The organism is Paenibacillus sp. GM1FR (assembly GCF_002803315.1).
Classification (GTDB): Bacteria; Bacillota; Bacilli; order Paenibacillales; family Paenibacillaceae; genus Paenibacillus; species Paenibacillus amylolyticus.
Window position 1 is genome coordinate 18,454 of record NZ_MKZL01000013.1, and the last position, 14,494, is coordinate 32,947.

The 14,494-nt window shown below is 48.4% G+C and carries 11 protein-coding genes and 1 other annotated feature; all 11 genes read right to left on the reverse strand.

Features of this window, described 5'->3' with window-relative positions:
* Positions 1 to 66: 66 nt before the first annotated feature.
* The 11 genes from PAEAM_RS12325 to hemL all read right to left on the reverse strand — a co-directional run bounded on the left by PAEAM_RS12325 (position 67) and on the right by hemL (position 14,483).
* A complete protein-coding gene (locus PAEAM_RS12325; RefSeq protein WP_017692612.1) occupies positions 67 to 1,101 on the reverse strand; it encodes a rod shape-determining protein in 1,035 nt (344 codons plus the stop codon).
* A gap of 183 nt (positions 1,102 to 1,284) precedes the next feature.
* The gene (gene radC / locus PAEAM_RS12330) at positions 1,285 to 1,974 is read right to left on the reverse strand and encodes a RadC family protein (RefSeq protein WP_100527744.1); all 690 of its coding nucleotides are present in this window, start codon (positions 1,972 to 1,974) and stop codon (positions 1,285 to 1,287) included.
* Positions 1,975 to 2,011: 37 nt separating this feature from the next.
* A complete protein-coding gene (locus PAEAM_RS12335; RefSeq protein ID WP_036673538.1) occupies positions 2,012 to 2,623 on the reverse strand; it encodes a Maf family protein in 612 nt (203 codons plus the stop codon).
* 94 nt (positions 2,624 to 2,717) lie between these two features.
* Positions 2,718 to 2,960: a DUF4321 domain-containing protein gene (locus tag PAEAM_RS12340; protein WP_036605903.1), complete on the reverse strand. Its 243-nt coding sequence runs from the start codon at positions 2,958 to 2,960 to the stop codon at positions 2,718 to 2,720.
* A 145-nt stretch (positions 2,961 to 3,105) separates the two neighbouring features.
* Positions 3,106 to 4,335 (reverse strand): SPOR domain-containing protein, encoded by a 1,230-nt coding sequence (locus tag PAEAM_RS12345; protein WP_165789902.1) that lies wholly within the window; start codon positions 4,333 to 4,335, stop codon positions 3,106 to 3,108.
* 116 nt (positions 4,336 to 4,451) lie between these two features.
* Entirely contained in the window at positions 4,452 to 5,771 is a 1,320-nt protein-coding gene (murC, locus tag PAEAM_RS12350; protein ID WP_047841184.1) for a UDP-N-acetylmuramate--L-alanine ligase, read from the reverse strand.
* 56 nt (positions 5,772 to 5,827) lie between these two features.
* Positions 5,828 to 7,204, reverse strand: a complete 1,377-nt coding sequence (locus PAEAM_RS12355) for a bifunctional folylpolyglutamate synthase/dihydrofolate synthase (RefSeq protein ID WP_100527776.1) — start codon at positions 7,202 to 7,204, stop codon at positions 5,828 to 5,830.
* Between the two features lie 78 nt (positions 7,205 to 7,282).
* Positions 7,283 to 9,949 carry a valine--tRNA ligase gene (locus tag PAEAM_RS12360; RefSeq protein WP_100527746.1) on the reverse strand — a complete coding sequence of 889 codons (2,667 nt, stop codon included), beginning with the start codon at positions 9,947 to 9,949 and terminating at the stop codon, positions 7,283 to 7,285.
* A gap of 61 nt (positions 9,950 to 10,010) precedes the next feature.
* Positions 10,011 to 10,292 (reverse strand) — a binding site (T-box leader).
* Positions 10,293 to 10,447: 155 nt separating this feature from the next.
* The gene (locus PAEAM_RS12365) at positions 10,448 to 12,031 is read right to left on the reverse strand and encodes a LysM peptidoglycan-binding domain-containing protein (RefSeq protein WP_100527747.1); all 1,584 of its coding nucleotides are present in this window, start codon (positions 12,029 to 12,031) and stop codon (positions 10,448 to 10,450) included.
* A 245-nt stretch (positions 12,032 to 12,276) separates the two neighbouring features.
* Positions 12,277 to 13,182, reverse strand: a complete 906-nt coding sequence (locus PAEAM_RS12370; RefSeq protein ID WP_100527748.1) for an RluA family pseudouridine synthase — start codon at positions 13,180 to 13,182, stop codon at positions 12,277 to 12,279.
* Complete coding sequence (gene hemL, locus PAEAM_RS12375) at positions 13,179 to 14,483, reverse strand: glutamate-1-semialdehyde 2,1-aminomutase (RefSeq protein WP_036605898.1); 1,305 nt, start codon at positions 14,481 to 14,483, stop codon at positions 13,179 to 13,181. Before hemL ends, PAEAM_RS12370 begins: the two co-directional genes overlap by 4 nt.
* Between the last annotated feature and the right edge of the window lie 11 nt (positions 14,484 to 14,494).

Genomic DNA, 14,494 nt, shown 5'->3' on the forward strand with positions numbered 1-14,494 from the left:
GTTAACCGGGTCCTCTATAAAGATATCTTGCCACTTGGTCGCTATGCCAAGTTAGGCAAATACCAATTAACGTTTGGAACGAACTGCCGAACTGCTTCTGCTTTTGAACAAATGAATATTCTCTAGCGCTTTACCTGTTCCGATTGCTACACAATCCAGCGGGTTCTCAGCCACAATGACAGGCATTCCTGTCTCACCAGCGAGAAGCTTGTCCAGATTGCGAAGCAAAGCCCCACCACCTGTAAGAACGATACCCCGATCCATGATATCGGCAGCAAGTTCAGGCGGGCATTTTTCCAGTGTTACTTTTACCGCTTCAACAATTGCATTCACGGTATCAGCCAGCGCTTCACTGATCTCGTCCGAAGTAATCGTAATTGTCTTCGGCAGACCTGTTACAAGGTCACGTCCACGAATTTCCATCGTTTCTACTTGTTCCAATGGCATAGCTGATCCGATGTCCATCTTCAATTGCTCCGATGTACGCTCACCGATCATCAGATTGTATTGGCGTTTGATGTACTGGATAACGGATTCATCCATCTCGTCACCTGCTACACGAACCGAACGGCTCGTTACAATACCACCAAGAGAGATAACAGCCACTTCCGTTGTACCGCCACCAATATCGACAACCATACTACCCGTTGGTTCCCATACAGGCAGATCTGCACCGATTGCAGCTGCAAAAGGCTCTTCAATCGTGTAGGCTTCACGTGCTCCAGCCTGTTTGGTTGCATCTTCAACCGCACGTTGTTCTACTGCCGTGATCCCGGATGGTACACATACCATCACGTTTGGATGACGCTGGAACATGGAACGTTGTTTTTGCGCCTCACGGATGAAATATTTGATCATCGTTGCCGTTGTATCAAAATCGGCAATAACGCCATCTTTCATTGGACGAATGGCACGAATGTTACCTGGTGTACGTCCAATCATTTTTTTGGCGGCTTCACCTACTGCCTCGATGCTATTTGTATCTGTCCGTATAGCGACAACCGAAGGTTCTCGCACCACAATTCCTTTTCCTCGTACATAAACCAACGTATTTGCTGTCCCCAAGTCAATACCCAAATCTTTCGTAAAACCACCAAACATAACATAATCTCCTTTTCTGCCTCATATAGCCGCTCCATTCTGATCCAGAGCGTAATAATTTTATTCCCACGCAATACGTGGAGCTAATATTCGCATTTGTTTTTTTGCATTTGTAAAGTGAACCTATCTTTTACGGACAACGCCGTTAACATTCATAGGAAAACATCAACGCCAACCATTATATTATACTAAGCCCTTCTCCTTCAAACTTACGTACGTTCCATCTCCGATAATAATATGATCAAGCACGTCAATGCCAACAATAGCGCCTGCTTCAATCAGTCTCTTGGTTATTTGGATATCCTCCGGGCTGGGCGTAGGATCACCACTCGGATGGTTGTGTGCGCACACAATCGATGCGCTGCTGCATTTGATGGCAGCCCGGAACACTTCACGTGGATGTACAATCGAAGCGTTAAGGCTGCCCATGGAGAGTGTTTCCTGGGCAATAATATGATTTTTGCTATTCAGAAAGAGACACACAAAATGTTCTTTTTGCAAATAACGCAATTGTTCCATCAGGATATCAGCTGCATCACGCGGTGTACGAATTGAAGTCGACTGTGTGAGTCTGCTCTTGGCAATCCGATGACCCAGCTCAATGCCAGCTTTCAATTGCACAGCCTTGGCATTGCCGATCCCTTTCATCGCGGTCAGTTCTTCCAGACTCAAATCCATCAACGAGCGAATGCCACCCGCTTCGGCCAGAATCCGCTGTGCCATATGCACCGCGGATTCCTGTCTTGTGCCTGTTCGAAGTAAAATTGCCAGCAATTCAGCATGGCTTAAGGCGCCCGCCCCGTATTCCATCATGCGTTCTCTCGGGCGTTCTTCCTGGGGGATGTCGCGCATCATGTAGTGAGGCGACTCCATATGTTCCCTCTTTTCATTTCACAACATTTGGCTTCATTCATGTTCGTGGCAACACATGTACGCCGAACCCGTCCAACATATCACTTAGCAAAGATAGCGGCAAGCCAACCACATTAAAATAACATCCTTCAATGCGGTCGATCAGTGAAGCACCAATGCCCTGAATGGCATATGATCCTGCCTTATCTGAAGGCTCACCTGTCTGCACATAAGCACGGATGGTCGCATCCGACAGCTCTTTCATCGTTACATCGGTCTGGCGGTAATGAACTAACGACTGTCCATTGCCGGCATCAATACAAGCGACACCCGTAAACACCCGATGTACGCGTCCCTGCAGCCGGGATAACATACGTTCAGCATCCGCTTCGTCTAAAGGTTTGCCTAGAATCTCACCATCCAGAACAACAACGGTGTCACTACCAACAATAATGGCTTCCTGCTCGCGGCCTTCAAGCCCGCGATACACGGCAAGCGCCTTGCGCAAAGCAAGTTCCTGTACCGTCTGTTCAGGTGTCCACTCTGGTGGTGTATCTTCATTGGCATGACTTGGTATTACATCAAACGCTAGGTGGAGTGATGCGATCAGTTCTTTGCGCCGAGGCGATGTGGAGGCCAGAATAATAGGGCGCTGTTGTGTGTTATCCAAAATGAACGGCTCCTTATGCCACGGCAACATCCTGTCCGGATCACGATAATAGATGTCACTGGTTTAATTTTTTTCGTCATAACTCGTCATTCTCCTACAGTCTGCGATACAGCCACACAGCGGCAATCATACCGATCAGACTCAGAAGGCTCATTTGAAATTGAAGTGAAATATTATAACTGATAATATCCAGATCAGCCTGTGGCGACCAACGTATGGTCGTGGCTTTCGTAAGAAAGGCTACTGCCTTTACAGGCTGCAGTGCCTTGGCGATCCACGCTCCGGCCATCCAGCCGAGCAGCAGAAACAGCAATAACATGCCGAAGTTTTTTTTCATCGGTAATCTTCCCTCGCCATTTTTTGACACCCACATTATTATACGGGGTTTTGTACGTCAATACAAACACAAATCCGGCAACGGGAACTATTTCCAGTTCCTTGCCGGATGGGTATTTCCAAGCGTTGTTATGGGAAAGAGCATGTTACTGCTTTATCGCTTCAAGCCATTTTTTCTGCTGCAGTACATATTCCATCAGATCGGACTGCACGGACCACATGTGTACATCATCCGGGTTTTTGTTGTACTCCGCGATAGCCGTAATTGCACTGTTCATTGATTTCTCCATTCCACCAATAATAGGTTGTACATCTGCGGTCAGGCCAGGTGTAAGACTATTCAATCCCGTCAGCCATGACTCGTGCTTATTTTGAATCGCGGTCATCGTTTCTGTAGAAACTGCTGCCGGAACAGACTGTCCCAGCTGCTGAATGGACAAGGTAGATAATTGTTCCACCAGTGCAGAACTGTTTGTGAAAAAAAGATGCACATCCTCTTGCTTGCCACCGAATATAGCCGGATTGATCTCAGGGTTCACAATCTCCTTGACATACAGTTCAACTCCCTGGGCTTTTAGCCTGGAGCTAAGTAGCTTGGCCTCTTCACGATCAGCCGAAATGCCTGCATATACTCGATTGCCATCTTCAGGATCAGAACCTGCGGCTATACCTGCCTGAGCCAGTTCAAGCTTAGCCTGCTCAGCTCGTTCAGGAGAACTGAACACGCCGTATTGAAGTGCATAATACGTACTGCCAGTCGCCGCTGTCTGAAGCTGCTGTTCTGTACCTGCAGTCCCCTCCTGACCCGTCACAGTAGAAACTGCCTGATTGACTGGCAGAAGATCGCCTGGCTTCGCAGCTCCTTCTTTATTAAAAAATGAAAGAATAACCATACCAAAAAGTGCTCCGGTAACAAGTGCCCCAGTGACAGAACCAATCAATTTCCAGCCCCTTGGAGGGCGATTGCGTTTATAGGAATAGTTCTCGGAATCTGCAAGCCAGTCGTGGCCTTGATCATCATGGGTATTGGACAGATCACGACGCTCTTCCTCCGGATTATCGGTGTGATTAACATAACCATAACCGGTACGGTTCCCAAAATAATGGGCCTCATCCAAGTTCAAGTTCGAATCATGGCTCACCCGATCGTCAGGTTCAGGTACAGTAGAGCTTGTCAGCACCGTCTCTCCCCAGTCTCCGGGGATATCCTCAGGCGTCCATGATGGGGTTGTATCCATCTGCTTAGGCGTTAGCGGTTGATTATGCGGTAATTCTTCACTTAACGTCACCAATGGACTGGACGCGGATATCCTCTTGTTTTCAGGCTTGTCCGACTGATGATCCCCGAAGCGAAACGTCATTCTAGCATTGCTCACCCGTACCCTCTCCTTTGTCCCATTTATATAAGCTATATGCAGAGACTGGAGAACACATTCCATATAACGCAAAAAACGCCTGCTTCGTATCGAAGACAGGCGATTTCTCAATTGATCTATTTCAAACCTTTGGCAAGTGTATCGCCGACTTTCCAAATATCACCTGCACCCATCGTAATCACAAGATCTCCTGGCTGCAGACGATGCTGCAGATCAGCTACCACTTCTTCTTTTGTAGGAAGGTAACGTGCAGAAGCATTACTGTTTTGAACGATCAGTTCAACCAGTCGGGCTGAGGTTACCCCTTCGATCTGTTTTTCGCCCGCAGGAGAATAGATGTCCGTAATAAGCACCTCATCCGCTTCCGCGAAAGCACGACTGAACGCATCCAGCAGGAAGAATGTCCGCGTATAACGCTGTGGCTGGAATACCGCAATAATGCGTTTGCCCGTTGCTTTGGCCGCACTAATGGTAGCTTCAATCTCAGTCGGGTGATGAGCATAATCATCGATGATCAGCATATCGCGCGCCTCGCCCAATACCTGGAATCTGCGTTTGGCTCCGTGGAACTGGATGATAGCTGCCACAATCTTCTCAAATGGAATGCCTGCTTCCAAACAGGTAATCACAGTAGCCATCGCATTATAAACGTTATGCTTACCCGGCACTGATAATTCCACCGTGCCCATAGCAGCACCCTGATGATTCATCGTAAAGGAAATACGGCGATCGCCCAGTACAATATCCGTTGCCGTATAATCTGCAGCACGATCAATACCATAGGTTGTAATCCGTGACTTGAGTTCTGGCAAAATCGCTTGAACATTCTCGTCGTCAGAACACACAATCGCTGTTCCTTCCGGACGAATCTGGCTCAGGAACTGCACATAAGCCCTTTTGAGCTCCTCAAAATCACTGTTGTAATTCTCCAGATGATCTGCCTCAATATTGGTTACAATACCGAGCCATGGATGGTACTGCAAAAATGAACCATCGCTCTCGTCCGCTTCAGCGACTACCCAGTCGCCTTGACCGGCCTTCGCGTTGGTACCCACATTCATGATTTCTCCGCCAATAATGTATGTCGGATCTGTATCACATTTATCCATAACAAGTGCAATCATGGATGAAGTGGTTGTTTTACCATGAGCCCCAGCTACAGCCACACCTTTACGTTCGTTCAACAAACGTGCAAGCATCTGGGAACGATGCAGAATCGGAATGTTCAGCTCTGCAGCTGCTACCCGTTCCACATTATCAGCAGGCGCTGCTGTAGAGTAGACAACAAGATCTGCTCCAGTGACGTGCTCTGCCGTATGTCCGATATATATTTTCGCTCCCTTGGCTGCCAACTTCTCGGTCAACTCCTGTGAAGCGACATCCGATCCGGTAACGGTGTATCCCATTTCCAACATAACTCTTGCGATGGCACTCATGCCATATCCGCCAATCCCTATAAAATGAACGTGTTCCGATGTATTTAACAAAACTTTCACCAACCTTTTTCAGAATCGGTTTGATGCAAAAGGGCTGCCCGCACATCCGCAATCAGGTACAGTGTGCCGGAGACCACCCCCAGATCTTCCGCTTCCGTCCGTGACTTCAATAGATCAAGTGCCTTTGCCCATTCGGGCTCGACGATGATTTCCAGTTCCTGCTTCGCAATGGCGGGACGTACCCGTTCGACAATCTGCAGCAATTCGGCTGCATCCATTTTGCGTCGGAAATCTGGCTCGGTCAGGATCAGCGTATCCACTAGTGGCAGTATATGCTGCAAATACGCTTCGTGATGCTTATTTGCCAACATACCCATCATCAAAATTAACTTGTTGTGTGGATAGACATCCATAATGCTCTTGGCCAGTGACTCTGCCCCTTCCGGATTATGTGCTCCATCAAGCACAATTCGGGGTTCATCGACGACTTTTTCGAATCTTCCTGCCCAGAAAGCATTCTCCAGTCCAAGTGCAATATCGTTGTCATCCAGCATAAATGCCATGTATTGTCTAAGCAATTCAAGCACCATAAGTGCGGCCGCTGCATTGTCACATTGATGTGAGCCCTGCATGCGTATGCGAACGTCCAGATCACGGAACGGGCCTGTAAAATGAAAAGATTGTCCGTTCTCATTGCTGTCCAGTCTATGATAAGAGAATTGATCTCCAGCCAAATACACGCTTGATTGAAGCTGCTGTGCTTTCTCCTGAATCACCTTCACAGCTTCGGGTTGAGTCGCGCAAGTCACAACGGGTACTCCCGGCTTGATAATACCTGCCTTTTCTCCAGCAATCTGCTCAATCGTATCTCCAAGCACATCCGTATGATCCATACCAATGTTCGTGATGACGGACACAACAGGTGCGACAATATTCGTTACGTCCATCCTTCCCCCTAGCCCCGTCTCCCATACCACAACGTCAGGGTAACACTCCTCTGCATAGTACAGAAGCGCCAGAGCCGTGGACACCTCAAACATCGTGGGTGATCCAAGCGGAGTGGAGGCCATTTCCCTGACCAGTGGATGTAATCGGTTCGAGAGCTTAAGCAGGATTTCTTCAGGAATATCCTCACCGTTGTATTGAAAACGGTTTGTAAACTTGGTGATATAAGGCGACGTAAAGGTACCCACATCATATCCAGCCTGAAGAAGCACTGACGTCAAAAAAGCGCAAGTCGAACCTTTGCCGTTCGTTCCCGCGACATGAATAAATTTGAGACGTTGGTGTGGATTGCCTAACATGGACATCAGACTCTCGATTCGTTCCAATCCAGGTCGGATGCCAAAAGGAATAAGGCCATTGATCCAGTCCACGGCCTCGTTGTACGTAAGTAAAGGAGCTGCTGCATCTGTCACGTCTAATTCCGTCATCTGATTCACCTTCGGTCCCGAGTTTGAGTGAAAAAAGCGGCCGGATGGCATAATGGCTCTCCATCCGCCCCACATATATTAACCTTTAAGTTCCTTGATTCGTGCAATCACTTTATCCCGTTTATCGGAATAATCTGCTTGTTTGGCGCGCTCTTCCTCAATAACTTTGGCAGGAGCTTTGGCTACAAAGCCTTCGTTCGCCAGCTTTTTCTCTACACGGAGAACTTCGCCCTCAAGGTTCTCCAACTCTTTCTCCAAACGAGCCACTTCCTGCTCGATATCAATAAGACCTGCGAGCGGCAAGTATAGTTCTGCCCCCGTAATGATCGCAGTCATTGCCTTATCCGGTGAGTTTAAATCCAGCCCACTATCGAACTCGGACGTATTACAGAAACGTTTGATGTAATGGCTGTTACGTTCAATGATGCTGGACGTCTCAGCACTGTTAGCTTTGACCATCAGCTCGATCTTTTTGCTCATCGGCACATTCACTTCTGCACGAATGTTTCGCACTGCACGAATGGTATCCATAAGCAGGTTCATCTCGGCAACAGCCTCTGGGTTCTCAAGAGCAGGATCATATACCGGCCATGATGCCAGCGTAATGGTCTCACCTTCATGCGGCAGATGCTGCCAGATCTCTTCGGAGATGTATGGCATAAACGGATGAATCAGGCGCATGGTCTGATCCAGCACATAAGCAAGCACGGATTGTGTTTTCTTCTTGGCAACCGGATCTTCCCCATAGAAGGACAGCTTAGCAAACTCAATGTACCAGTCACACAGGTCATCCCAGATAAAGTTATACAACACACGACCCGTTTCCCCAAATTCATACGCTTCGATTAGACGCGTAATATCGCGGGAAGTTTCGTTCAAACGGTGCAAAATCCAATAATCCGCTGTACCAAGCTCTCCGCTAATGTCACGTTCCTCATAGGTGAATCCTTCCAGATTCATCAATGCAAAGCGCGAAGCATTCCAGATCTTGTTGGCGAAATTACGAGCCTGCTCCACCCGTTCCCAACGGAAACGCAGATCCTGACCTGGCGTGCTGCTGGTTGAGATCATGTAACGCATTGCATCTGCGCCGTATTTCTCAATCACATCCAGCGGATCTACACCGTTACCCAGTGATTTGGACATTTTACGTCCATCTGCATCACGGACAAGACCATGCATCAGCACATCCTTGAACGGAATCTCATCGGTGAATTCCAATGCAGTGAAAATCATACGTGCAACCCAGAAATATATGATGTCATACCCTGTCACAAGTACACTTGTCGGATAATAACGTTTCAGGTCTTCCGTATCTTCCGGCCAGCCTAGTGTGGAGAATGGCCATAAGCCGGAGCTAAACCAAGTATCGAGTACGTCTTCGTCCTGTCTGAGCTTGCGTCCAGCATACTCTGGCAGCGTTGTTGGATCTTCAGCAGATACGATGATTTCACCTGTTTCTTCATCATACCAAGCAGGTATACGATGTCCCCACCACAGTTGACGGGAAATACACCAGTCACGAACGTTTTCGATCCAGTTCAGATAGGTTTTCTCAAAACGATCTGGAACAAAATTAACCCCTTCGCCGCTCTGTTGTTTTTTAATCGCTCTCTCTGCAAGTGGCTTCATCTCAACGAACCACTGTGTAGACAGATACGGCTCAACAACAGCTCCGGTACGTTCACTGTGTCCAACCTGATGCGTGTGATCCTCAATGTTGATCAATACGCCCTGCTCTTTCAAGTCAGCAACAATCTGCTTGCGGCAGTCACTGCGGTCCAGTCCCTGATACTTGCCTGCCTCAGCATTCATTGTGCCGCTCTCATCCATTACCGTAATCTGAGGAAGATCATGACGAAGACCTACTTCAAAGTCATTTGGATCATGCGCAGGTGTGATTTTAACTGCACCACTTCCAAACTCTTTATCCACATAATCATCAGCGATAATTGGAATTTCGCGTCCAATGATAGGCAGTACAAGTACTTTACCAATCATATCTGCATAACGCTCATCCTTCGGATGAACAGCAACCGCTGTATCACCCAGCATCGTTTCAGGACGCGTTGTTGCCACTGTAACGTAGCCACTTCCGTCTTTGAGCGGGTACCGCAGATGGTACAGGTGACCCTGAACCTCTTTATATTCAACCTCAATGTCGGACAGAGCTGTCCGGTTCACCGGGTCCCAGTTAATGATACGTTTGCCTCGGTAAATAAGGCCTTTTTCATACAGTTGAACAAATACTTTACGAACCGCTTGGGACAGACCTTCATCCAGCGTAAAACGTTCACGTGAGTAATCAAGCGACAATCCCATTTTGCCCCATTGCTGACGAATGGTAGTGGCATATTGATCTTTCCAGTCCCATACCTTCTCCAGAAACTTCTCACGTCCCAGATCATAACGAGTCAGACCTTCTTCACGCAGCTTCTGCTCCACTTTGGTTTGGGTAGCAATACCTGCATGGTCGGAACCCGGAAGCCACAGTGCGTCATAACCTTGCATCCGTTTGGTGCGGATCAGAATATCCTGCAGTGTAAAATCAAGCGCATGCCCAATGTGCAGCATCCCGGTCACATTTGGGGGTGGAATTACAATCGTATACGGCTCTGCATCTTTACGTTGACCGGCTTTGAAATATCCACGCTCCATCCAGGTGGAGTACCATTTATCCTCTGCCGCCTTAGGATCGTAAGTGGTCGGCATTTCTGTTGCAGCTGATTTTTTTTCCTCAGACATGTGTCATTCCTCCGTTACTTCATCATCTTCGCCAAAAAAAACAAAAAAAACCTTTCATCCATCAAAGGACGAAAGGTTAGCTTTCGCGGTACCACCTTTGTTTCACGCTGACAGCAAGATAGACTTCACCCTCTGTACATGACGTGACACTTCAAGCAGATAACGGCTGCTACCGGCCCATCCTACCTCAGAAATAAATGACGATAGATCTCATTCATCCCTTGTATTCAAACAGGCAACTCCCGGGCGACTTCGATCAGTTGGTTCCTGCGGAATCTCACAGCGTTGCAATTCCACTCTCTGAAAGGTCATACTGTCTACTACTCCCGTTCCACGTTGTTCTTCAAAAAACCTACACACATCATACCTTGCTCGTGCGCGATAGTCAACCTGACAACAGCGGATAAAGAGCGCTGGAATGCAGGTTTAGGACGAATCATACAAAAACCCGCAATCCTCAAGGGGATCACGGGTCGTAACGAAGGCTTTAACTACGGATTAAGGGATGTACAATATCTGACCTTCTTCCACAACCTGCTCAGATAATCGGTTATACAACTGAAGTTCCCTCGTGCTCAATTGATATCGATCTGCAATGGCATCCAGTGTATCTTCTCGCTGAACGATGCACAGTTTCACCTTGCGGAATGGGGTCTGGTCCACGATCGTTCCCAGGAACAGGTTCTTCCATTCCACATCATCAGCTGGATACGTTTCTTCCTGTACTACACCCGCAGGAACCTCATCGCCTCGCTCCACTTCAGCATCGCGTGCCGCTCTACCGGAGGATAACAAGGAAGAGATACCTACGCCCTCTTCTTGCCGTGGTGCGGATTCTTTTTTGCTGCCAAAAGCAACCTTCAGCTCCGGCTTGTCTTCCGTCTCAGCCACAGGTTCAGGAACAAATGCTTCGTTCTGTACGAACTCGTCTACCCCAGTCGCTTCAAAAGACGGCCGATCTTCCTCAGCGTTGCCTGGTTCGGACGAAGCAAATACACCTTGCCAGTTCTCCGCCTGTGATTCAACCGGGACATCGGCAACTGCCTGATTCTCCTGCTGAGGTACAGATCTCGCTGATTCGAAGTGCCATACCTCTGGTGCGTCCGGTACATCCTGTGCTGCCAACTCATTAGATGATTGAGCTGCAGGCTCTGAGACTGCTTGATCTCCACCTCTCGAGTTCGCAGGTAATACATCCACGGAAGGCTCGGACCAACCCGAAGACTCATCTTCCAGAGGCAGCAATGGTTCCGACTCAGGGTAAGAAGCTAATCGATCTGCAGTCTCTGCCATAAATGACGAGATCGGAGAAGGTTCGCTGTATTGCTCATGAGATGCCAATTCATCTCCATTCGCTGTCAGAGATGCAGGATCTTCGTTTGCATCAGGTTGTCTGTTTTCGTTAGCGTACTCCGCACTTTGCTCCTCGGACTGAAGTGGCTCGACCGAAGACGAATCCGCATATTCTTGCTGCCATTCTTCGCTATTCCTTAATGTCTCTTCCCTTGTGGACAGGTCAGCGAATTCCGGAGCACCATATGCAAGTTCTGCTGCATTCGCAAGTCTCTCTTCCTCACTCCGCTGGAGCAGGTACTCTTGTGCAAATGTGTTGGGATCGCTACCTGCCTGTGCTGCTTCATCGGAACGGTTGGATTGCTGAACATCAGGTGAATGAACAACTGTAAACTCATCTGCTGACCATACTTGTGGCTCTTCAACAGGAAAACCTTCGATACCTCGCAGCGACAATACACCTGTAATGTTCAGACTGCGATTGGATAACAGATCCACGTCAAAATTTTCGATCTCGATGGAAATATCCTCAATCGATCTGACCCGGTTCAGCGGCACTGTGATCTCCACGGGAATGAAATGTTTGAGCTCCTCTGAAGCCTCATTTTCTCCTCTGTACGCACCTGTAAGTAAAAGATGCCCTCTTAATGTGGCATGATCATCCTGCCCTATGACTTGAATGCGTGGGTATAGTTCAATCTCCTCCAATTCCTCAATCGCAGGAACTCCCTCAGACAAATGAACGCGCTCATAAATATCGAACCGCAAACCATAAGGTTGATTCAACAAAGGTGGCGTCCTCCTTTCGGCATATGTTCACCATGATCCTTCTCATGGGACTGATCCATGGTCCAAATCCTTCGTTACCCCATCTATATGCCTTGAATGAGGGGAGCATGCCACCTTTTGAAAAACCTTGCTATATAAAGCGAAATAGAGAATGTTGCACCTAATCACTTCGATGACAGAATAACCTTCCGATCACTGTTATCCCCGTTCTCGTGTAACTATTAAAGTTCGCTTTATATCATTTATTAATACCCCCTTTCACGCTCTGCCAATTGTGTGAAGTCGGATGGCCAAGGGTCGTTCACTTCAATCATCGCTCCGGTTAAAGGATGACTAAACTTAAGCATCTCTCCATGAAGTGCTTGTCGCCCAATGGCATCCGCTCTACCACCATACAACGAATCACCAATGAGCGGGTGTCCCGCGTAACTCAGGTGTACACGAATTTGGTGTGTTCGTCCTGTATCCAGCTTTAATCGTACAAGGGTTGCTCTTTCCCACACTTCGACGGTCTCCACATGAGTAACAGCTTCCTGTCCACCTTCCGAGACACGTCTGCGCTGCTTGTGATGTCTATCCTTGCCAATCGGAGCATCAATTTTGTGGAGTTCAAGGGGAATTTGTCCACCTGCAATAGCTACATAATGGCGACCAATCTCTTTACGACGCATCGCTTCATCCAGTTTGGCGAGGGCAAAAGCATTTTTGGCATATAGGACAGGTCCCGTTGTATCCTCATCCAGTCGATGAACATGGCGTACGCTCGCCTGTATTCCGTTCATTTCATAATAAGAGGCAACCACATGATCCAGCGTGATCGCCTGATCGGTACGGCTTCCATCTGGATGCAGTTTCATGCCTGCAGGTTTGTGCATAACCAGACAGAAATCATCCTCATATAATACATCCACATCAGCCCAGCGTGGCTCAACATCGATTGGCTGGGACGCAAAAAGGGCCAGCCGAAGCCGGTCCCCTGCAAGTTGTATTCCTTGGTTTGCTTTCAGCTGACGGAGCAGTTTCTCCGGAAACTGAAGCTCAGACAATAACCATTGCTCTGCGGCCATCGGTTTGTCCGAGCTGCCTGTTACGGCTTTCCCTGGCATCAGCTCAAGCCATTCCCCGCGGCGTTTCCAACTTTTGATGGTCATAGCGATTGAAGAGCTTTACGATTCGCCTCAATCGTATCGTCAATATCCTGCTCCGTGTGCACACCAGAGACAAACATACCTTCGTATTGCGAAGGCGCAACACTCACACCTTGATCAATCATGGCCGCAAAATAACGACGGAATTGATCCAGATTGCTTTCTTTGGCAATATCATAATTGGTTACTGGAACGGCACTGAAGAATGGACAAACCATGGAACCCACACGGTTAATGGTTATCGCAATACCCGTCTCAGCTGCATTTTTCTCGAATCCGGCTTGCAGACGTGCAGACAATGTCTCCAGACGGTCATAGACCTCTGGTGTTAACAATTTGAGCGTTGTATACCCTGCTGCCATAGCCAGCGGATTCCCGCTCAATGTACCTGCCTGATAGATCGGTCCTGTTGGAGCAATCTGTTCCATCAGATCCCGACGGCCACCATAAGCACCGACCGGGAGTCCGCCACCGATAACTTTACCCAGACAAGTCAGGTCAGGTGTAACCCCATATCGTCCCTGAGCACAGTTCAACCCTACGCGGAAACCGGTCATGACTTCGTCAAAAATAAGCAGGCTGCCATATTGGGTAGTCAAACTCCGCAGGCCTTCAAGGAAACCGGAAGCCGGAGGAACAACTCCCATGTTACCTGCCACAGGCTCCACAATAACAGCGGCCAGTTCTTCACCATAACGTTCAAAAGCAAGTCTCACGGACTCCAGATCGTTATAAGGCACCGTAATGGTATTCACAGCTACGCCTTCAGGCACGCCTGGACTATCTGGCAGACCCAGCGTTGCAACACCTGAGCCAGCCTTGATCAGCAAGCTGTCTGCATGTCCATGATATGATCCTTCAAACTTCAGAATTTTACTGCGTCCGGTTACCCCGCGTGCCAGTCGAATGGCACTCATCGTTGCTTCCGTGCCAGAATTAACCATCCGCACGATATCGATAGAAGGTACACGCTCACAGACCAGTTTTGCCATCTCGGTCTCCAGCAAGGTAGGTGCACCAAAGCTTGTTCCTTTGAGGGCTGTCTCACGCAAAGCTTCTACAACGTCAGGGTGTGCATGTCCCATAATGAGTGGGCCCCACGATCCTACATAGTCAATAAAAACATTGCCATCAATATCGTAGATTTTGGACCCTTCACCGCGTTCTGCATAGATCGGAGTAAGTCCCACCGATTTGAATGCGCGTACAGGGCTGTTCACACCCCCGGGTATGTACTGCTTCGCTTCCTCAAACGCGCTGCGTGAGCGCTCATCATTGCGACGATTACCTTGTTGTGCAGTCATGAATATCCTCC

Bases quoted from the DNA above. Each gene is read 5' to 3' on its own strand.
- hemL (WP_036605898.1), bottom strand. From the start codon at position 14,483: ATGACTGCACAACAAGGTAATCGTCGCAATGATGAGCGCTCACGCAGC.
- PAEAM_RS12360 (WP_100527746.1), bottom strand. From the start codon at position 9,949: ATGTCTGAGGAAAAAAAATCAGCTGCAACAGAAATGCCGACCACTTAC.
- murC (WP_047841184.1), bottom strand. From the start codon at position 5,771: ATGAGTGCCATCGCAAGAGTTATGTTGGAAATGGGATACACCGTTACC.
- PAEAM_RS12325 (WP_017692612.1), bottom strand. From the start codon at position 1,101: ATGTTTGGTGGTTTTACGAAAGATTTGGGTATTGACTTGGGGACAGCA.
- radC (WP_100527744.1), bottom strand. From the start codon at position 1,974: ATGGAGTCGCCTCACTACATGATGCGCGACATCCCCCAGGAAGAACGC.
- PAEAM_RS12370 (WP_100527748.1), bottom strand. From the start codon at position 13,182: ATGACCATCAAAAGTTGGAAACGCCGCGGGGAATGGCTTGAGCTGATG.
- PAEAM_RS12340 (WP_036605903.1), bottom strand. From the start codon at position 2,960: ATGAAAAAAAACTTCGGCATGTTATTGCTGTTTCTGCTGCTCGGCTGG.
- PAEAM_RS12355 (WP_100527776.1), bottom strand. From the start codon at position 7,204: ATGACGGAATTAGACGTGACAGATGCAGCAGCTCCTTTACTTACGTAC.